Annotated in this window: 18 protein-coding genes and 1 tRNA gene; 13 read left to right on the forward strand and 6 right to left on the reverse strand. The window is 71.4% G+C overall.

The window, feature by feature from the left end:
* Window positions 1–92 precede the first annotated feature (92 nt).
* Both WYO_RS07345 and WYO_RS07350 read left to right on the forward strand, forming a co-directional pair.
* Window positions 93–392, forward strand: a complete 300-nt coding sequence (locus tag WYO_RS07345) for a hypothetical protein (RefSeq protein WP_007560768.1) — start codon at window positions 93–95, stop codon at window positions 390–392.
* A 290-nt stretch (window positions 393–682) separates the two neighbouring features.
* Window positions 683–2434, forward strand: coding sequence for an ABC transporter ATP-binding protein (locus WYO_RS07350; RefSeq protein ID WP_007560769.1), 1752 nt, complete (start codon window positions 683–685; stop codon window positions 2432–2434).
* A 10-nt stretch (window positions 2435–2444) separates the two neighbouring features.
* On the opposite strand, the gene WYO_RS07355 is transcribed toward WYO_RS07350, so the two are convergent.
* A complete protein-coding gene (locus tag WYO_RS07355) occupies window positions 2445–4832 on the reverse strand; it encodes an EAL domain-containing protein (RefSeq protein WP_007560771.1) in 2388 nt (795 codons plus the stop codon).
* Window positions 4833–5323: 491 nt separating this feature from the next.
* Between WYO_RS07355 and WYO_RS07360 the strand changes: the two genes are divergently transcribed.
* From WYO_RS07360 to WYO_RS07390, 7 genes are all read left to right on the forward strand, one after another.
* Complete coding sequence (locus tag WYO_RS07360; RefSeq protein ID WP_007560773.1) at window positions 5324–6199, forward strand: aldose 1-epimerase family protein; 876 nt, start codon at window positions 5324–5326, stop codon at window positions 6197–6199.
* A 3-nt stretch (window positions 6200–6202) separates the two neighbouring features.
* Window positions 6203–6922: a uroporphyrinogen-III synthase gene (locus WYO_RS07365; protein ID WP_007560774.1), complete on the forward strand. Its 720-nt coding sequence runs from the start codon at window positions 6203–6205 to the stop codon at window positions 6920–6922.
* Window positions 6923–7016: 94 nt separating this feature from the next.
* The gene (locus WYO_RS07370; RefSeq protein WP_039902498.1) at window positions 7017–9134 is read left to right on the forward strand and encodes a translation initiation factor 2; all 2118 of its coding nucleotides are present in this window, start codon (window positions 7017–7019) and stop codon (window positions 9132–9134) included.
* A 123-nt stretch (window positions 9135–9257) separates the two neighbouring features.
* Window positions 9258–10760, forward strand: a complete 1503-nt coding sequence (locus WYO_RS07375) for a heme biosynthesis HemY N-terminal domain-containing protein (RefSeq protein WP_007560778.1) — start codon at window positions 9258–9260, stop codon at window positions 10758–10760.
* A 242-nt stretch (window positions 10761–11002) separates the two neighbouring features.
* Window positions 11003–11458, forward strand: a complete 456-nt coding sequence (locus WYO_RS07380; protein WP_007560780.1) for an NUDIX hydrolase — start codon at window positions 11003–11005, stop codon at window positions 11456–11458.
* Between the two features lie 85 nt (window positions 11459–11543).
* Window positions 11544–11618: transfer RNA gene (locus WYO_RS07385), tRNA-Thr, on the forward strand.
* A gap of 173 nt (window positions 11619–11791) precedes the next feature.
* Window positions 11792–12073, forward strand: a complete 282-nt coding sequence (locus tag WYO_RS07390; RefSeq protein WP_007560782.1) for a hypothetical protein — start codon at window positions 11792–11794, stop codon at window positions 12071–12073.
* Between the two features lie 45 nt (window positions 12074–12118).
* On the opposite strand, the gene WYO_RS07395 is transcribed toward WYO_RS07390, so the two are convergent.
* Window positions 12119–12364 (reverse strand): hypothetical protein, encoded by a 246-nt coding sequence (locus WYO_RS07395; protein WP_007560783.1) that lies wholly within the window; start codon window positions 12362–12364, stop codon window positions 12119–12121.
* A gap of 410 nt (window positions 12365–12774) precedes the next feature.
* Here WYO_RS07395 and WYO_RS07400 point away from each other — a divergent pair, with 410 nt between their 5' ends.
* Together WYO_RS07400 and WYO_RS31485 are read left to right on the forward strand one after the other, a co-directional pair.
* The gene (locus tag WYO_RS07400; protein ID WP_039902476.1) at window positions 12775–13155 is read left to right on the forward strand and encodes an energy transducer TonB; all 381 of its coding nucleotides are present in this window, start codon (window positions 12775–12777) and stop codon (window positions 13153–13155) included.
* A 114-nt stretch (window positions 13156–13269) separates the two neighbouring features.
* Window positions 13270–13413, forward strand: a complete 144-nt coding sequence (locus WYO_RS31485) for a hypothetical protein (RefSeq protein WP_007560787.1) — start codon at window positions 13270–13272, stop codon at window positions 13411–13413.
* Window positions 13414–13419: 6 nt separating this feature from the next.
* On the opposite strand, the gene WYO_RS07405 is transcribed toward WYO_RS31485, so the two are convergent.
* The 3 genes from WYO_RS07405 to WYO_RS07415 form a co-directional block, all read right to left on the reverse strand.
* A complete protein-coding gene (locus WYO_RS07405) occupies window positions 13420–13653 on the reverse strand; it encodes a hypothetical protein (RefSeq protein WP_039902477.1) in 234 nt (77 codons plus the stop codon).
* A 118-nt stretch (window positions 13654–13771) separates the two neighbouring features.
* Window positions 13772–14761: an inorganic phosphate transporter gene (locus WYO_RS07410; protein WP_007560791.1), complete on the reverse strand. Its 990-nt coding sequence runs from the start codon at window positions 14759–14761 to the stop codon at window positions 13772–13774.
* A 9-nt stretch (window positions 14762–14770) separates the two neighbouring features.
* Window positions 14771–15412: a DUF47 family protein gene (locus tag WYO_RS07415; RefSeq protein WP_007560793.1), complete on the reverse strand. Its 642-nt coding sequence runs from the start codon at window positions 15410–15412 to the stop codon at window positions 14771–14773.
* Between the two features lie 255 nt (window positions 15413–15667).
* Here WYO_RS07415 and WYO_RS07420 point away from each other — a divergent pair, with 255 nt between their 5' ends.
* On the forward strand, window positions 15668–15892 hold the full coding sequence (locus WYO_RS07420) for a hypothetical protein (protein WP_007560795.1): 225 nt from the start codon (window positions 15668–15670) through the stop codon (window positions 15890–15892).
* A 93-nt stretch (window positions 15893–15985) separates the two neighbouring features.
* Here WYO_RS07420 and WYO_RS07425 read toward each other — a convergent pair whose 3' ends face one another.
* The gene (locus WYO_RS07425) at window positions 15986–16681 is read right to left on the reverse strand and encodes a Crp/Fnr family transcriptional regulator (protein ID WP_007560797.1); all 696 of its coding nucleotides are present in this window, start codon (window positions 16679–16681) and stop codon (window positions 15986–15988) included.
* A 259-nt stretch (window positions 16682–16940) separates the two neighbouring features.
* Between WYO_RS07425 and WYO_RS07430 the strand changes: the two genes are divergently transcribed.
* The gene (locus tag WYO_RS07430) at window positions 16941–17651 is read left to right on the forward strand and encodes a Crp/Fnr family transcriptional regulator (protein ID WP_007560799.1); all 711 of its coding nucleotides are present in this window, start codon (window positions 16941–16943) and stop codon (window positions 17649–17651) included.
* Window positions 17652–18182 lie beyond the last annotated feature (531 nt).

Raw genomic sequence — 18182 nt, forward strand, 5'->3', positions numbered from 1 at the left:
CGGACCGCATCGCTGTCCGGCGGCGGGCAGCTCATGCAACCGTTTCCGCCCTGCCGCGTCCTCCCGTCACCGATCCGGACAGGAGACGCGCCATGGAACCGATGAAGCCGATGGAACCCATGAAGCCCATGGAACCGATGAAGGGCATGGAGCCCTTCTGGCCGAAGGACCTCGGCGAGCCCGCGACCAGCGGCTCGCAGAACGGCATGAAATACGCGTTCTTCCCGGACAAGCACCGGCTCCTGATCGAGCGCGAAGGCCAGGTCACGACCTACGACAGCGGCGACCACCGGATCGGCGGCGTCTCGCAAGCGGACGGCAGCACCCAGTCGCTGACCTTCTCCAGCCAGAACGGCGACGTCGATCTGGGCTCGCTGAAGAAGCTCGACTGACGGTCCGGCTGGGAGCCCGCTCTCCCACCCACCCCCCTCATCCTGAGGCGACGGAGCGAAGCGGAGGCCTCGAAGGGGGCCTCCAGCCGGCCGCGCGATCCCTGGAGGGCTCCTTCGAGGCTCGCTGCGCTCGCACCTCAGGATGAGGGGGTTGGATGGGAGGCCCATGTTCTCGGGGCACCGGGCGGATCCTCACCGCGCCTTCCGCCCCCGGCCATCTTCCCCTCCGGCACCGGGCCCTCTAAGCCCGGCCCGGCCATGCGAGCCCTTCCGCCGACCCGTCCCGAACCATGCGCGCGCTGATCGACCTCGTTCGGATCATGCGCGCGCGCGATCGGCGCCGGCTCGCCCTGATCGCGCTGGGCCTGGCGGTCGCGGCGCTGCTGGAGGTGGTCGGCGTCGCCTCGGTGATCCCGTTCCTGACCCTGGTCGGCGATCCCTCGGCGGCGACAAGGGTGCCCTACCTCGCCCAGGCCCGCGAGAGCCTCGGCCTCATCGACGAGCGCAGCTTCCTGCTGGTCACCGGCGGGGCGGCGCTGCTGGCGATCCTGACCACCGCCGTGGTCAATGCCGGGCTGACCTACGCGCAGCTCCTGTTCACGCATCTGGCCGGCTACGGCTTCAGCCGCCGGCTGCTGTTCCGCTACCTCGACCGGGAGCGGCTGTTCTTCGCCCAGGCCAACAGCGCCGAGCTCGCCAAGAACGTCCTGTCCGAGACCGACCGGCTGGTCGTCGGCGTGCTGACCCCGGCCACCGTGCTGGCCTCCCGGGCGACCTCGGCGCTCGCGGTGATCGTCTTCCTGCTGGCCTACGCCCCCCAGCTCGCCCTGATCCTCGGGGGCGGCTTCGGCGGCCTCTATGTCGGGATCTACCTGATCATGCGGGCCCGGCTCGCCCGGCTCGGCGGCCGCTCGGTCACCGACAACGAGGCCCGGTTCCGGATCGTGCAGGAGACCTTCGGGGCGCTGACGGAACTGAAGCTCTACGGTCGGGCCGAGGCCTTCGCGGGTCGGTTCGACGCCCCGGCCCGGGCCTACGCGGTCGCGACGGCGGCGAGCCTGCTCACCGGCCAGATGCCGCGCTTCGTCATCGAGGCCCTCGCCTTCGGCGGCGTGATCGTGGTGGTGCTGTTCGCCCTCGCCCAGGGGCTCGACGTCGCCGGGATCCTGCCGCTGCTCGGCCTGTTCGCCTTCGCGGGCTACCGGATGCTGCCGGCCTTCCAGAACATTTTCACCTCCGTCTCGCTGATGCGGTTCTACAGCCCGGTGGTGCAGGTGATCGTCGACGAGCTCGCCGACGAACGTCATCCCGCGCCTCGCACCGGTGAGCGCCTCCCCTTTGCGAGAGAAATCCGGCTGGAAAACATCGGCTTCGATTACGGCACCGGCCGACCGGCGCTCAGCGGCATCGACCTGACCGTCCCGGTCAACACCACGGTGGGTCTTGCCGGCCGCACCGGCTCGGGCAAGTCGACCCTGGCGGGCCTGCTGCTGGGGGTGCTCACCCCGGGCACCGGCCGGATCACCGTGGACGGGCGGGAACTCGACGCGAGCGCCCGCCCCGCCTGGCAGAACCGCATCGGCTACGTCCCGCAGGACGTGTTTCTCGTCGACGGCACGGTGGCCGAGAACATCGCGCTGGGCCTCGACGCGCCGGACCGCGCCGCCGTCGAGCGCGCGGCCCGGCTCGCCGGCGCCCACGACTTCGTGGCCGCCCTGCCCCGGGGCTACGGCGAGCGCGTCGGCGAGCGCGGGGCGCGGCTGTCGGGCGGCCAGCGCCAGCGCATCGGCATCGCCCGGGCGCTCTACCACGACCCGGACGTGATCGTGTTCGATGAGGCGACCTCGGCACTGGACGACGAGACGCAAGGAGCGGTGATGCGCGCCCTGCGGGCCCTCGCGGGCCGGCGCACCCTGATCCTGATCGCCCACCGGCTCTCCACCCTGGAGGGGGCCGACGCGGTCCACGTCCTGGAGGCGGGGCGCCTCGTCGCCTCCGGGCCGCCGGAGACGATCCTGCCGCGATTGGGGGCGATGGCCTGAGCGGAGGCGGTCAGGCCACCAGAGCCTGCCCGTCACTCTCGGGTTCCGGGCCGTGCGTGTGCGCGGCGAACGTCGCGATCGCGGCGGGCCGGCCCATCAGGTAGCCCTGCGCGGCGTCGCAATTCTCGCTGACCAGGAAACCGAGCTCCGCCTCCGTCTCGACGCCCTCGGCCAGGACCGGAAGGCCCAGGCCACGGCCGAGGCCGAGCACGGACCGGACGATCGCGGCGGCCTGCTCGTTGCCGTCCACCGCCCGGATGAACGAGCCGTCGATCTTGATCCGGTCGAACGGATAGGTCCGCAGGTTCGACAGGGAGGAATAGCCGGTCCCGAAATCGTCCATGGCGATGCGCACCCCCAGGGCCTTGAGCTGGCGCAGGGTGGACTGGGCCCGGGCGGGATCGCGGATCAGGGCCGTCTCGGTGATCTCGATCTCCAGGCGCTCGGGCTTCAGCCCGGTCTGGAACAGGACCTCGTGGACCAGCTGCGCGAAGTGCGGCGCGTGGAGCTGCAGGCCCGAGACGTTGACGGCGATGGTGAGCGGGTTCGGCCAGCCGGCGGCCTCGCGGCAGGCTTCCCGCAGCACCCATTCGCCGATCTGCAGGATCGCGCCGCTCTCCTCCGCGATCGGGATGAACAGGCCCGGCGGCACCGCGCCGCGCTGCGGATGCTGCCAGCGCAGCAGCACCTCGAAGCCGAGCACGGACCCGTCCCGCACGTCGGTCTGCGGCTGGTAGACGAGGTGCATCTCGCCGCGGGCCACGGCATGCCGCATGTCGTGTTCGAGGAGGCCCCGCTCGCGGACCTGTGCGCCCATGCGCGCCTCGAAGAACCGGTAGGTGCCGCGGCCCTCGGACTTGGCGCGGTAGAGCGCCGTGTCGGCGTAGCTCAGGAGCGAGGCCCGCTCATCCGTGTCGTCGGGGAAGAGCGCGATGCCGACGCTGGTGGCGATCGTCGGGCCGGCCCCGTCGGCGCTGTTGCGCAGGGCGTCCAGGATCTGCTCGGCCAGGCGCCCGGCCGCGATCGCTTGATCGCAGGGCATGAGGATCGCGAATTCATCGCCGCCCAGCCGGGCCATCAGCTGGGTCTTGTCGAGGAGCGCGCTCACCGACTTCGCGACGGTGATCAGCATGGCGTCGCCGGCCGCGTGGCCGAACAGGTCGTTGACCTCCTTGAACCGGTCCAGGTCGAGGCAGAGCACCGCCAGCCGCCGGCCCGTCACCTTGGCGACCTTCAGTTCCTGATCCAGGCGCTGGTTGAAGCGCGCCCGGTTGGCGAGGCTGGTCAGCGCATCGTGGTGCGCCAGGAACTCGATCTGTCCCTCGGCCCGGCGCCGGGCGCGCAGATCGCGGACCGCGATGGCGTAATGGGGCTGGTTGCCGTAGGTGACCGGCCGCACGATCAGCTCGACCGGGATCTTGGCGGCGTCTTCGGCGCGCTGCAGCTCCGTCTCCACCGGCTGATCCGCCGGGGTGGCCAGCGCCAGGCGCGTCGCGGCTTCCGGCAGGAACCGCGACAGCGGGATTCCCGACAGGTCGGCGGCGGCGACGCCCACGAGGGTGCCGAAGCTGTCATTGGCGCTGACGATGCGATCGCCGCGGCACACGACCAGTCCTTCGACCGCGGCGTTGGCGAGGCTGTGCAGGCGCTCCCGTTCCAGGACCGCCTGGCGGCGATCGCGGATGTCGAGGGTCAGCGCCGCGCCGGCGAGGAACAGGATGGCCAGGCTCGCCAGGGCGACGCCGACGGCGAGCCAGCGCGCCGGGATGGCGCTCTCCGATATCAGGACGCCCGGATCGGGCACGATCGTGACCGCGCCCATGGCGACGAAATGGTGGCTGCAGATCGCGAGCAGCAGCAGCAGCGCGCCCGTCAGGCGTCCCTTCAGCCGTTCGCCCGCAAGCGCCACCGGCAGGGCGGCGCCGGCCAAGAACGCGCCGAGGACCAGGGACGCCGCCACGAGGGCGCGATCCCAGCGGATGTGCCCGGCGATCTCGAACGCGGCCATGCCGGTATAGTGCATGGCCGCGATGCCGAGCCCGAGGACGGCGCCGCCGAGCGCGGCCGCGAACGGCAGGGCGGGGGTGATCGCGATGGCGAGGCCGAGCCCGGTGATCGCGACGGCGTAGATGAGCGAGAGGCCCGTGAGGCCGACGGCGTAGGCGCTCGGCAGGTTCGGCTCGAAGGCCAGCATGGCGATGAAGTGGGTCGCCCAGATGCCGGATCCCCCGGCCACCGCCGCGACGCAGAGCCAGACCGCCCGGATCCGTGGGGTCGCTTTGCGGGCATGCCGCAGAAGCTCGATGCACGTGGTCGCCGCCAGGGCGCATGTCAGAGCCGCCAGACCGACGAGCCAGACATCATGGGAATCGACGAAGCAGCCAACGACCTTGAGCATCACGTAAAACCGGGGACCGAGATAGCACTCTCTGGCTATAGTGATCCGCTTTTTAGACCGTTAATCTGACGTATCGCGCGATCCAAAAACGACTGCTTCTAATATAGGTTATAAAATCTCGGGTTGTGGCAGCTATAGACGCGTGGTTGAAGGCGCTCTCGGTTCGCGCGTCTTCGGCCGTCGATCCGGCGGGTCGGCGGCCGCTGTTTCGTCTCGGAACCTTTGCCGCAGGGCGAAGGCGATCCACCGCGTCACACGTGGGCAGACGGTTCCGCTTCTGCGGGCTCCGTACGGAAACAGACGAACGGCGTTTCCGCTCATGCGGGTCTCGGGCGCCGTGGCAGGCCTCCGAGCACGATCCCGCGTGTCGGCGGCGGACGGGGGAGGCGGGGCGAACCTCCAGGCCGCCGCGCCTGCCGAGGGCCCGCGCCCCTTGCGTCCCGGCCCGCGTCCGTTACCTCGGCTGTCCGAGGATCGCCCGGGAGGCCCGCTTGAGCACGCGCATCGACCTGACCGCGCCGGATGGAACCACGGCCACCCTCGCCACCCACGGGGCCGAGCCGGTCTCCTGGCGGGTCGGCGGGGCCGAGTATCTGTGGAGCGGCGACCCGGCGCATTGGAATCGGCACGCCCCCTGGCTCTTCCCGGTGGTCGGCGCCTCGGCCGGCGGGCAGGTGACGGTCGGGTCCGAGACCTACCCGATGGCGCAGCACGGCTTCGCCCGGGACGTGCCCTTCTCGGTGGTGGAGCGCAGCGCCGACGCGGTGATTCTGCGGCTGGCCGACGGGCCGGAGACCCGGCGGCACTACCCGTTCGCGTTCCGGCTCGATGTCGCCGCCCGGGTGCGTCCCGCCGGCCTCGATCTTGAGGTCACCGTGGCCAATCCGGGCGACGCGCCCCTGCCCTACGCGCTCGGCTTCCACCCGGCCTTCCCGTGGCCCTTCGCGGGCGGCGCGCGGGCCAAGGATGGCGGCTACGCGGTCGAGTTCGAGCAGGCCGAGCGCCCATTCGCGCCGCAGGTCGGCCCCGGCGGCCTTCTGCTGCGCGCGGAGCAGCCGATCCCGCTGGTCGGCAGCACGCTGCCGCTGGACCCGGAGATCTTCACCGAAGCCTTCGTGTTCCGGAACGCCAAGAGCCGCCGGATGCGCTTTACCGGGCCCGACAAGGCGATCCGGATGGAGATGGAGGAGTTCCCGCATCTCGCCGTCTGGACCAAGCCGACCGCGCCGTTCCTGTCGCTGGAATGCTGGACTGGCTACGCCGACTGGGCGGATTTCTCGGGCCCGCTGCAGGAGCGCGATTCGCAGCGCCTGCTCCCGCCGGGCGGCCAGGCGCGCCACGGCGTGCGCCTGACCCTGGAAGGCTAGCGGTTGCGCGTCTGGGTCGCCCGGCCTGAGCCGGGGGCCTCCCGGACCGGCGCGGCGCTGGCGGCGCGGGGGCATGCGCCCCTCGTCGCCCCCGTGCTGGCGGTGCGGCCGACCGGCGCGGCGCTGCCCGAGGGACCCTTCGACAGCCTGCTGCTCACCAGCGCCAACGCCGTGCCGGCGCTCCGGGACGCCGCCGCCCTGCGGGGCCTGCCGGTCTTCGCGGTGGGGGCTCGCACCGCCGCCCTGGCGCGCGCGGCCGGGCTCGGGCCGGTGCGCGAGGGGCCGGGCGACGCGGCCGGGCTCGCCGCCCTGGTCGCCGAGAGCCTGCCGCCGGGCGCCCGGCTGCTCCACGCCACCGGGGTGGAGCGCAAGGCCGAGCCCGGTTCGAGCCTGGCGGCGGGCGGATTCGCGGTCGCCATCCTCGTCGCCTACGCGGCGGAGCCCGTGCCCGCCCTGCCCGATGCCGTGAACGCCGCGCTGGCCGCCGGGGCGCTCGATGCCGCGCTGCATTATTCCCGCCGCAGCGCGGCCGTCGCCCTGGCGCTCGCAGACCAATCGGGACACGGCGGAGCTTTCCGCCGCCTGAGGCATTACTGCCTGTCGGCTGATGTCGCGTTTCCCCTGGAAGCAGCCGGCGTCGCGGTCCATTTCGTCGCGGGACGACCGCGGGAAACGGACCTGCTCGATGCCCTTGCGCCTCGCCTCGGTGACGGCGCGCGGTGACAGAGCGACAGAGCCGCCGTATCTCGCCCTCGCGCCCGGTGCCGCGGCGGTGCTACGGGGGCGCGGCGACGCCGAAGAGTTGGAGGACTTGCCCGTGACGCCACCACCCAGCGACGCCGACAAGCCCGGAACCGGCGGTCCGAAGCCGGACGAGGTCAAGTCTGGCGATGCCAAGCCCGGCGATGCCAGGCCCGGCGACGTGAAGCCCGGGGCGAAGTCGCCGGCGCCCGCAGTCGGCGGCGCCAAGCCCGCGCAGGCCGCCGCGAATCAGGCGCCGAGTGCCACGCCGCCCAAGCCGGCGACCGAGCCGGTCACGACCGCGAGGCCGGGCGGCCCCGGCGCGACAGAGGGCAAGCCCGAAGCCGGCAAACCAACCACGCCGGTGGGCGCCGCGGATCTCGCGAAGTCCGGCCCGGGGCCGTCCGGCCGTCCGGGTGACGGCAAGGCCCCGGCGTCGCAGCCCGGCGCCACCGGTCCCGCGACGGCGGGTGCGAAGGTCGAGCCCGGCAAAGCGGATCCCGGCAAGCCGGAGGCGGCCAAACCGGATCCCAGCAAGCCCGGTCAGCCCGGCCCGGGTGCGCAGGCGGGCGGCACGCCCCGCCCCGGCGCCACCGCGGCCGGCGCCGCGTCCGCCGCGGTGACGGCCGGCCCGATCCTCGATCTCAAGGCCAAGCGCATCCCCGATCCGCCGCCGCCCGGCAAGGAGACGCCGAAGGACGCAGCGAAGGACACGCCGAAGGATGCCGGCAAGGAGCCCCCGAAGGGACCGGTCCCGGGCGGGAAGGCCGTGACGGTCCCGAGCCCGCAGCCGGGGCGCGCCCGGGCCGGGTTCGGCTCGCTGGCGGCGGCCGGCCTGCTCGGCGGCCTGATCGGCGCGGGCGCGCTGTTCGGCGCCGAGCGCGCCGGAATCGGCGGCATGCTGCGCCCGAACGCCGCCGATCCGTCCCTGTCCGGCCAGGTCGCTTCGCTGGACAAGCGCGTGGACGGGCTCGCCCCCCGCGACGCCCTCACCGAGCTCGACAAGCGCGTCGCCGCCGCCGAGACCGCGGCCCGGCAGGCGCTGGAGAAGACCCCGGCGCCCGGCGGCACCCCCACGGAGGGTCAGGCCCCCGGGGCGGCCCCGGCCGTGCCGGCCGATCTCGCGGCGCGGCTCGACAGCCTCGATCAGCGGGTCGCCGCACTCCAGGAGGAGCCCGGCCGTGAGCCCGGTCGCGACCAGCAGGGCGATTCGAAGCTCGGCGCGGTCCAGGCCATCGATCCGAAGCAGGTGGCCGATCTCGATGCGCGGGTGAAGGCGCTCGAATCGGATCAGTCCGCCAAGGGCGAGGTCGCCGAGACATCGAAGAAGATCGCGGCCCTGCAGGGGCAAGTCGAGCAGCGGACCAAGGCCAATGCCGAGGCCGACGCAGCCCTCGGGCAGCGCCTCGATTCGCTGCAGCAGGCCCTCGATTCCCGCGTGAAGGCCGCCACCGAGGCGGTCCAGGCGGCGACGCAGGCGAGCCGCACCGCCGCCGAGGCCGGCCAGGCTCAGGCGGCCGAGGCCGCGAAGGCGGTCGATCGCCGCCTGCAGGAGCAGGCCGACAAGATCGCGGCCCTCGACAAGGGCCTGGCCCAGCGCGCCGAGGTCGCCACCGTCCAGGCGGCCCTGCGGGTCGTGGTGGCCGACCGAGTGGCGTCGGCGCTCGCCGCCGGCATGCCCTACGCGGAGCCGCTCGCGACCCTGCGCAAGCTCGATCCCGGGGCCGAATCCCAGGCGGCGGCGCTCGCGCCCTTTGCAGACTCCGGCGCGCCCACGACGGCGCAGCTCGCCAACGACTTCCGGCCCATCGCCGAGCAGATCGCGGCCAAGCGCCGGGCGCAGCGGGCCAAGAGCGCCGCCGAGGCCGGCGATTTCCGCACCAAGCTCCTGAGCATGGCCGACGGCCTCGTGCAGGTCCGCAAGGTCGATACGCCCTCCGCGACGCCGGAGGCCTCCGACGAGCCCGAGGCCAAGGTCCAGGCGGCCCTCGACCGCGGCGACCTCCCGGCGGCCTCCGCGGCCTTCGCGGCGCTGCCGGCCGAGGCGCGGGACCAGGCGGGGGATTTTGCCGCCAAGCTCAAGGCCCGGGCCGCCGCCGAGGAGGCCGTGCGGACGCTGCTCGCCGGCGCCTTCAAGGCCCTGCCGACGGATCCGGCCCCCGGTGCCGCTCCGGCGGCGTCATCCGGCCGCTAGGCGTGACGGCGCCGACCCGCGCGCTGCGCGGCTGCATCAAATCCGGGCGGGCCCCCAGCGGCCCCGCCCCTTCCGGACCCAGCGGCGGCCGCCCGGCGGCCATCGACAGGAGACACTGACCCCATGTGGCGCGCCCTCGCCTTCCTGGCCCTGCTCGCACTCGCCGCCTTCGGGGCGGTCTGGATCGCCGACCGGCCCGGCACCGTCACCATCGTCTGGAACGGCTACCAGATCGGCACCAGCCTCGCGGTCGCCCTGGTGGGCGTCATCGCCGCCGCGATCGTCCTCGGCCTGCTCTGGGCGATCGTGCGCGGCGTGATCGGCCTGCCGGAGGCGCTGGTCCGCGGCTCGGCCGAGCGCCGCCGCGCCAAGGGCCTGTCCGCCCTCTCGCGCGGGATGGTGGCGGTGGGCTCGGGCGATCCGCTCGCCGCCCGCCGCTATGCCGGGGATGCCGAGCGGCTGCTCGGGCCCGAGCCGCTGACCCTGCTGCTCAAGGCGCAGGCGGCCCAGATCTCGGGCGACCGCGACGCCGCCGAGAGCGCCTTCCAGCGCATGGTCGACGACCCCGAGACCCGGGTCCTCGGCCTGCGCGGCCTGTTCGTGGAGGCCCGCCGCCGCGAGGACGAGACCGCCGCCCGCGCCTACGCAGTGGAGGCCGCCCGCCTCGCCCCGAGCGTCACCTGGGCCAACGAGGCGATGCTCGAGGCGCAATCCGCCGACGGCGACTGGGCCTCGGCCCTGGAGACCATCGAGCGTCGCTCGTCGCTCGGCCTGATCGACAAGCCGACCGCCCGGCGCCAGCGCGCCGTGCTGCTGACGGCGATTGCCGGCGAGCGCGAGGCCGGCGAGCCCGAGCTCGCCGCGGAGCGCGCGCTGCAGGCGGTCAAGCTCGCCCCCGACCTGGTGCCGGCGGCCTGCATCGCCGGCCGACTCCTGTCCCGCCGGGGCGACCTGCGCAAGGCCGCCAAGGTCGTCGAGACGGCCTGGAAGGCCAATCCGCATCCCGACCTCGCCAAGGTCTATCTCGGCCTACGCCCCGGCGATTCGGTCCGCGACCGCCTGTCCCGGGCCGAGACCCTGGCCAAGCTCTCCTCCTGGGATCCGGAATCCCGTCTCGCCGTGGCGCAGGCGGCGCTCGATGCCCGCGATTACGGCCGGGCCCGGGAGGCCTTGAAGCCGCTGCTCGCCGACCGCCCGACCGTGCGCTCCAGCCTGATGATGGCGGCGATCGAGGAGGCCGAGCACGGTGCCGCGTCGGGACAGGCCCGCGAATGGCTGGCCCGGGCGGCCCGGGCGCCGCGCGACCCGGTCTGGATCGCCGACGGGATCGCCTCCGACACCTGGGCGCCGGTCTCGCCGGTCACCGGCCGGCTCGACGCCTTCGTGTGGCGCGAGCCCCCGAACACGCTGGCGGCCGCCGCCCCCGCGATGGAGCCCGAGGAACCCGAGGAGACGCAGCCCGTTCTCGTCCCGGCACATCCGGCCCCGACGCCGGCCGCCCCGCTTCCGACCATCATGCCCGCGAGCAAGACGGCCCCTGCCCCGGCGGCGGATCCGGTCTCGGCCGGGATGGCGGCCGCCGCGGTCCCGGCCGCCGGCGAACATCCGGTCCGGCGGGCCGGATAATGCGGCCACGGGCCTGACGTTAGTCGGATAACGAAAGAGCTCGGGTGGAATTATCAGTTTTGTGCTGAACTTCTCCTTGGCTCGCGCGGTTACGTTGACGGCTGTTGCTGATACAGCGTATTTTCTTGCTGCTTCAGGCAACCGCCGATCGAGGGCCCGACCATCCGTTCGCCGCTTCACCTTCCAGTCCCGCTGCCGACCCGGCGGGGCTCCATACGGGTTTCGTCCCGCCCGGTGCGGCCGTGACGGCCGCCGTCGAGGACGAGGCCGAGCCGCGCCGCCAGGTCGGCGTCCTGCCGTTCCAGCTGGGGAGCGACGGTGAGAACCGTATCCTGCTGGTGACCTCGCGGGAGAGCCGGCGGTGGGTGATCCCGAAGGGCTGGCCGATGAAGGGCCGCAAGCCGTTCGAGGCGGCGGCCCGCGAAGCCTACGAGGAGGCCGGCCTGCGCGGCGACGTCGGCAAGCGGCCGCTCGGCTATTATTTCTACCAGAAGCGCCTGAAGAACCTGGATGCCGTCCTGTGCCAGGTGAAGGTCTTCCCGCTCGAGGTGCGCAAGCAGCTCAAGAACTTCCCCGAGGTCCACCAGCGCGAGCTGCGCTGGTTCACCCCGGCGGAGGCGGCCGAGGCCGTGTCCGAGCCGGGCCTCGCGGCGATCATTCGCGCCGCCTGCCGCCAAGTTAAGCCGACGGACGCGTAATCGACCGTTGCCAACGCCCCGTCGATCCTTTATGGCCCCTCTCAGCCGGACGGACACGCCCCCCAGCGGGGTCGCCACGGCGCTTGCTGCGGTAGCTCAGTGGTAGAGCACTTCATTGGTAATGAAGAGGTCGACAGTTCAATCCTGTCTCGCAGCACCAGATATCTCTCAGACATCCCCAGGTCAGCGTAGTTGGTTCACGGTTCTCGCGAACCCTTGCGCTGCGCGTTGAACCCGCGCCGCGGATCGTACGAGAACCGGCCGTGATCCGGTCGGGCCTTCGCGCCGCGCAGGACGGCGGATCGACCCATCCGCGTGAGGGATGATGCGGACGTGAACACGACGGCCCTTTTCACCATGGTGGGCATCGTCCTCGGCTGGACCGTCCTGGCCGGGGCCGCGCTGTTGTCCGGCCGGTTCGCCACCTTCGCGTTCCTGGTCCTGACGGTGGTGGCGCTCTTCCTCTACGTTCCCTGGGTCAGGCTGCGCGCCAGCGGGATCGAGGGCTCCAGCCGGCCGGTCCGGTTCTGGACGAATGTCGCGATGCTCGGAGTCAGCCTCGCGGCCTGCCTGGCCCTGGTCGTGATGCTGGCCCGGCGGATCGGCTTTCTGTAGCCGGTTCCACCGGGCCTTCGCCGGGCCTGGACGCCGGAGGCGCCCTCAGTGCTTCATCAGGCTGTCGACGGTCTCGTTCTGCCCGACCGTGTCGGAGAACCGGGCGAGGCGGCTGAGGCTCGGCTCGTTGAGGCCGCCGGAGCTGGCGAAGGTCGCCAGCGCGATGCCGACCAGGAAGCTGGCTTCCTCCGCGGTGACGGCGCGGCCGCTCAGCGTGCTGGCCGCACCGCGCACCGCGAGCACGGCTTGCTGGAATGCGGGGTCGCTCTGCAGCTCCGCCAATCGGGTCATGTGGGCCTTCTCCTGGATCAAGGGTGAATGCGGAAGCCGCACCGGGGTTTCGGGCGTGTCCGGGCGGGGACTTGCCGGGCGCCGCCGCAGGTCCGGCCCGTGTCCGGGCGGATGTCCGCGGCGACCCCTTGGGTCGAAACCGGGGTATCGCCGTTCATAAGCGCGAGGCTAGGCGGCTTTCACATCCTGGATCAAGTTTCCCCCGCGCACGTCCGATACGCCGTGCCGGCCCGGGTCGAGCCCGGTGCGCAGGGAGGCACGGCTCGCAAACCGCGGCGTCGCGTCCGCGCGGCGTCCGGTATCACCGCGGGTATCGCGTCGCATCGGCTCGCCCGCAGGGTCACGACCGGTAAACCCTTCAGCGTGAGGATAGCCGGGCTACCAATCAGCCACAGGGTCGTTGTTCCAGCATGTCGTCACGTCTGCTGACTCACGGAACCGTCGTGCTCGGTCTCCTGCTGGTGCCCTGGCTGGCGGAGGCGCGGACGGGCGTCTCCCCCGCGGTGCGCCATTGGCTGTCGGCCCTCGTCACGCGGATCGACGCGGTCGATCGGGCCGACCGGCGCGGGAACACCCGCGGGGCGGCCGGCACGGTGGTGGTGCGCGTCGAGATCGCCGCCGACGGCGCGGTGCGCCAGGCCGAGATCGAGCGCAGCTCGGGCTCGCGCGGCCTCGACCAGCGGGCGCTCCGGGCGGTGCAGGGGGCGAGCCCGTTCAAGGCGCCCCCCGCCGAGCTGCTGGCCGAGACCGGGGTGGCCGACCTCAGCGTTCCGGTGCAGTTCGGGCCTTGAGCCCCGAGCGAGCCGAAGGCGCTCGCGGGCCGCGCGCCGATGCGGCGGCGGTCTGAAACTTTCCCCGGATTCCTTCCGTTCGCGTCTGCAGCGCAGGTCGCGCACGGGAGGCTGATGGTGAAAGACGCATTCGCGAGACTGCGCCGCGAGTCGGGCGAGAAGCCGCCGCTACCAGTCGTCGTGACGTGGCTGACCGTGTCGATCGGGATCTGGGTCGTGATCTATCTCTATACGGGCCGGGTCGTCTGGACCTGGTGAGCGGGTTCACCGATCCCGGTGGAGGCCGGCGCCGACATAGGCCCCCACGAGGTAGCCGGATTGATGCGCGGCCAGGTAGGCGAGCAGCACCAGGAGCTTCTCGGCGTCGATCGTGGCGGTGAGCGCCCAGAGCGGCAGGCAGACCAGGGCGATGAGCATCGAGCTCGCCACCACCATCTGGGCCCGGTAGCGCCAGCCTTCCAGCACACCGACCACGAATAGGAGGGCCGCGATAAGCAACAACTGGACCCTGATTGAGGAATAGTAAAATTTACACCACACTCCTATACAATTTGCTATATCGGCGAGCTAAAATTTAGCGTTACCGGTGCAACAATCCTGCTCGCGCGCCGGCCGGTCACGGCAGCACGAAGCCCGCGACGCCGTAGACCAGGGCCGCCACCAGGGCCGCGGCCGGCATCGTGACCACCCAGGCGACCACGATCCCCTGGGCGACGTTCCAGCGCACCGCCGAGACGCGCTTGGCCGCGCCGACGCCGATGATCGCCCCGGTGATCGTATGGGTGGTCGAGACCGGGATCCCGAACGCGGTGGCGGCGAACAGGGTCACGGCCCCGCCGGTCTCGGCGCAGAAGCCCTGCATCGGCGACAGCCGGGTGATCTTCGAGCCCATCGTGTGGACGATGCGCCAGCCGCCGAGCAGCGTGCCGAGCGCCATGGCGGTCTGGCAGGACAGCACCACCCAGAGCGGGACGTGGAACGCGCCGCCCGCCTCCCCGTGGGCGTAGAGCAGCACCGCGATGATCCCCATGGTCTTCTGCGCGTCGTTGCCGCCATGGCCGAGCGAGTAGAGCGAGGCCGAGACGAACTGCATCCCCCGGAACAGCCGGTCCACCGCGTGGGGCGTCGCGCGCACGAAGATCCACGACACCGCCAGCATCAGCAGCAGCCCGAGGCCAAAGCCCAGGGCCGGGGAGAGCACGATCGCGGCGCTGGTGGCGATCACCCCGGGCCAGACGATCGCGCTCAGGCCCGCCTTCGCGATGCCGGCCCCGAGCAACCCGCCGATCAGGGCGTGCGAGCTCGAGGACGGGATGCCGGCATACCAGGTGATCAGGTTCCAGCTGATCGCACCGCCGAGCGCGCCCAGGATCACCCGGTCGGTCACCATGGTGACGTCGACGATGCCGGATCCCACCGTGCTGGCCACATGCAGGCCGAAGATCAGGAACGCCACGAAGTTGAAGAACGCCGCCCAGATGACGGCGTAGCGGGGTGCGAGCACCCGGGTCGACACGATGGTGGCGATCGAATTGGCCGCGTCGTGCAGCCCGTTCAGGAAATCGAAGACCAGGGCGACGGCGATGAGGAGGATCAGGAGGGTCACGCGGTCGGCTCAGACATGCTCGACCACGATGCTGCTGATCTGGTTCGCGACATCCTCGAACCGATCCATCACCTTCTCCAGATGGTCGTAGAGCTCGGAGCCGACCACGAAGGCCATGGGATCCTGCCGGGAGGCCTTGAACAGCGCTTTCAGCCCGGCATTGTGCAGGTCGTCGGCCCGGCCTTCGAGCTGGATCACCCGCTCGGTCAGAGTGTTCAGGATCGTGGCGTTCTCGCCCAGGGCCCGCAGCTTCGGCAGCGCCTCGGCGGTGGCGGCGGCGGCCTCCTGGATCACCGCGCCCATCTCGCGCATCGACGGCTCGAAGGCGGTGACCTCGAACAGCTGCACCGTCTTGGCGGTCTTGAGCATCTGGTCGATGGCATCGTCCAGGGAGCCGACCAGGGCCTGGATGTCGCTCCGGTCGAACGGGGTGATGAAGGTTCGGCGCACCGCCAGCAGGGCCTCGCGGGTGATCGCGTCGGCCGCATCCTCGTGATCGGCGATCGCCTGGCAGGCCACCGGCACGTCCTGGGTGCCGTCGAGCAGGGCCCGGAGGGCGTCCGAGCCGGCGACCAGGGTGGCGGCATGACGCTCGAACAGGTCGAAGAACCGGTCTTCCCTCGGCATCAGCGCACGAAACCAGCCCAGCATGTGACGTCCCGGTTCGAGGATCAGTATCCGTGCAAGCTCGGCTGACCCGAGAGGCGTAGCATGGCGATCGGCGGACCGCACCCGTCGGTTGAAACCGGAGGTCTCGGCCGATGCCCCGCCCGCCCACGATGCCTGGCCATCATTGACGAGATCGATTTGAAGTATCGATCCGATCTGTTTGGATCATGACGCAGTGCAGCGTAGATATCGCCTCGACACCGGGCCCCTGACCCGGACAGCGAGAGGTATCCCACCATGACCCTGCGTTCCTTCATCGTCGCCGCCCTGGCCACCCTGCCGACGATCGGCTCCGCCGTCGCGGACGAGGCCATCGCCCTGACCCCGCCGCTCTACCGTGAGCAGGCCCGCGCGATCTCGGCCGCGCGTCCCGCCGCCGAGCTGGCGACCACGCCGCGCCTCGTCCCGGCCGCCCCGGTCGCGACCCGGGTCGTCACCGCGACCGCGCTGCCGACCCGTTGATGCGGGCCGGCCTGCCTCCGCGAAGCCGCATCCCGGAACCCGCCGGGATGCGGCCGACCGGCCGGCACCGACCGCGCCGCGCCCATGCGGCGGTCACTGGACCAGATAGGCCGGATCGAACTGCGCCAGGTGCTTCAGGCGCGTGCGGTCGATGATCGTCAGCCGGCCGCCCTTCAGGTGGATGAGCCGTTCGGCGCGCAGGTTCATCAGCACGCGGTTGACGTGCACCGAGGTCAGGCCGAGCGCGTCGGCGAGGTCGTGCTGGGTGATGCGCAATTCATAGCTGTCGTCCGTCGCCTGTCCGACCTCGGCGAGCCGCCAGCGCAATTCGCACAGCAGATGCGCCGTCCGCTCGATCCCGTCCCGGCGGCCGAGGCTGACGATCCATTCGCGGGCGATGGCCTCGTCGCGGCGCAGGCGCCGTTGCAGCGCCGCCGCCAGGACCGGATCGTGGGTCGATGCGAAGCGCGAGAGCGGGATCTCGCCGAGCGTGCAGCGGGTCAGCGTGCTCACGGCATAGCTGGAGCGCCCGGCCAGGAGCGCCTCCAGGTCGCAGATGTCCCCCGGCACCAGGATGGCGGTGATCTGGCGTCGACCATCCTGCAGCATGCGGTAGCGGCAGGTATGGCCGGCCAGCAGCAGATGGGCCACGTCCGGCGTGGCGCCGGGGACGAGAACCTCGTTCTGCTTCGGAACGAGGCGTTCCCGCACCGGAAAGTCGAAATCGGTCGTGAGGCTCTTGGGCGGGGTCGCGTAGGCCGCCATGTCGGCCGGGCGAGCAGTGAGCATCCGTGCGTTCCAGTCCATCTGTCATGCGTCAGCCGAGTATCCATTCGATAAAATTCGGCAGATTTATATATACAAATCGGCTCGATGGAATTGGACCAGATTTCGATCCTAATATATATCGTTGGTCCGAAAGCGTACATTCGATCCCGCCCTATCTATTTGTGTGGAATAGTACTATAATATCGTCATTGTTCGCCGAAGTTTTCGGGCGCGAACGACTGAGAGACCGCGTGCTCTTGCCCTGATTGGGAGACGCACCGTGATCCAGCTTCGGCAATCCGACATTCGCAACCGCCTGCTCGGCGCCCTCGCCCCGGAGGACTTCGCGGGTCTGGCCCGGGCCCTGGAGCGCGTCCCGCTCCACCTCCAGGATACGCTGATCGGCGTCGATCAACCGCTGTCGCATGCCTATTTCGTCGAGACCGGCCTGGTCTCGCTCGTGGCGACCACCGAGGGCGGCCGGATCGAGATCGGCCTCGTCGGCGCCGAGGGTCTGGCCGGCGTGCCCCTCGTCCTTGGGACCGATCGTGGCCCCTTCCTGGGGATCGTGCAGGGTGGCGGCGAGGCGTTGCGCATCCGCGCGGCCGACTTGCGCGAGGCGTTGCAGGCGAGCCCGGGCCTGCAGGGCGTTCTGGGCCGCTACGTCCTGAGCCTGATGATCCAGACGGGCTACACGGTCTACGCAAGCGCCACGTTGAACGTCGAGGCGCGGCTCGCCCGCTGGATCCTGATGACCCATGATCGGCTCGACAGTGAAGAGATGCCGCTCACGCAGGATTTCATGGCGATGATGCTGGGCGTGCGCCGCACCGGCGTGACGGCGGCCCTCTATGTCCTGACCGGCGCCGGCATGGTCCGGGCGAGCGACGGGCGCATCACCGTGCTCGACCGCGACAGGCTCAGGGAACTGGCCGGCGACACCTACGGGCCCGCCGAGGCACAGTATGAGCGCCTGCTCGCCGAAGCCTGAGCGGACGGCGCGGCGGCGCCCTGCGGCGGCGTGCCGAGGCTTGCCGACCGCCCGTGATCGGCGGGCAGCCGGAGGGCTGCGCGCCCAAAATTGAGGCGCCAGCCGGGGGGCCGCGGACGCTTTCCCCGCCCCGCGCGAGGGGGCGCCGCGCCGCGCCGAAGCCGGTCTCGACGACCCCAGCCCGTGCCGGTTGTCCGCCCGCCTAACCCACGACCGGCACACGCTTTCACAGCGAAGTCCCGGCTCCGCCGCGGCCGCTCTCAGCCTCGGACGCGCCCGAGGTCGCCGAAGGTCTAGGCAAATAAACACAGGCGCGGCTGGGGCATGCCCGCCACTGTCAATCCCCAATAGGGTATCGGTTGGCGCTAATCTGCATAGATCGAAATCGTCTGCTTGAAATCTGCCAAAACACCAATCTTGACAGCCAAGCAACCACGTAAGTATTGTTTCCACAGCGTTAAAAATAGGAAAATACAGCTGGGCAGGTCGGCCGCTCGCGGCGTCCTGTAATCACGTAGGCAAGCTTTCTTG

This window comes from Methylobacterium sp. GXF4 (assembly GCF_000272495.1).
Taxonomy (GTDB): domain Bacteria; phylum Pseudomonadota; class Alphaproteobacteria; order Rhizobiales; family Beijerinckiaceae; genus Methylobacterium; species Methylobacterium brachiatum.

Bases quoted from the DNA above. Each gene is read 5' to 3' on its own strand.
- WYO_RS07395 (WP_007560783.1), bottom strand. From the start codon at position 12,364: ATGACCCGATTGGCGGAGCTGCAGAGCGACCCCGCATTCCAGCAAGCC.
- WYO_RS07345 (WP_007560768.1), top strand. From the start codon at position 93: ATGGAACCGATGAAGCCGATGGAACCCATGAAGCCCATGGAACCGATG.
- WYO_RS07425 (WP_007560797.1), bottom strand. From the start codon at position 16,681: ATGCTCACTGCTCGCCCGGCCGACATGGCGGCCTACGCGACCCCGCCC.
- WYO_RS07375 (WP_007560778.1), top strand. From the start codon at position 9,258: ATGTGGCGCGCCCTCGCCTTCCTGGCCCTGCTCGCACTCGCCGCCTTC.
- WYO_RS07415 (WP_007560793.1), bottom strand. From the start codon at position 15,412: ATGCTGGGCTGGTTTCGTGCGCTGATGCCGAGGGAAGACCGGTTCTTC.
- WYO_RS07420 (WP_007560795.1), top strand. From the start codon at position 15,668: ATGACCCTGCGTTCCTTCATCGTCGCCGCCCTGGCCACCCTGCCGACG.
- WYO_RS31485 (WP_007560787.1), top strand. From the start codon at position 13,270: ATGGTGAAAGACGCATTCGCGAGACTGCGCCGCGAGTCGGGCGAGAAG.
- WYO_RS07355 (WP_007560771.1), bottom strand. From the start codon at position 4,832: ATGCTCAAGGTCGTTGGCTGCTTCGTCGATTCCCATGATGTCTGGCTC.
- WYO_RS07400 (WP_039902476.1), top strand. From the start codon at position 12,775: ATGTCGTCACGTCTGCTGACTCACGGAACCGTCGTGCTCGGTCTCCTG.
- WYO_RS07350 (WP_007560769.1), top strand. From the start codon at position 683: ATGCGCGCGCTGATCGACCTCGTTCGGATCATGCGCGCGCGCGATCGG.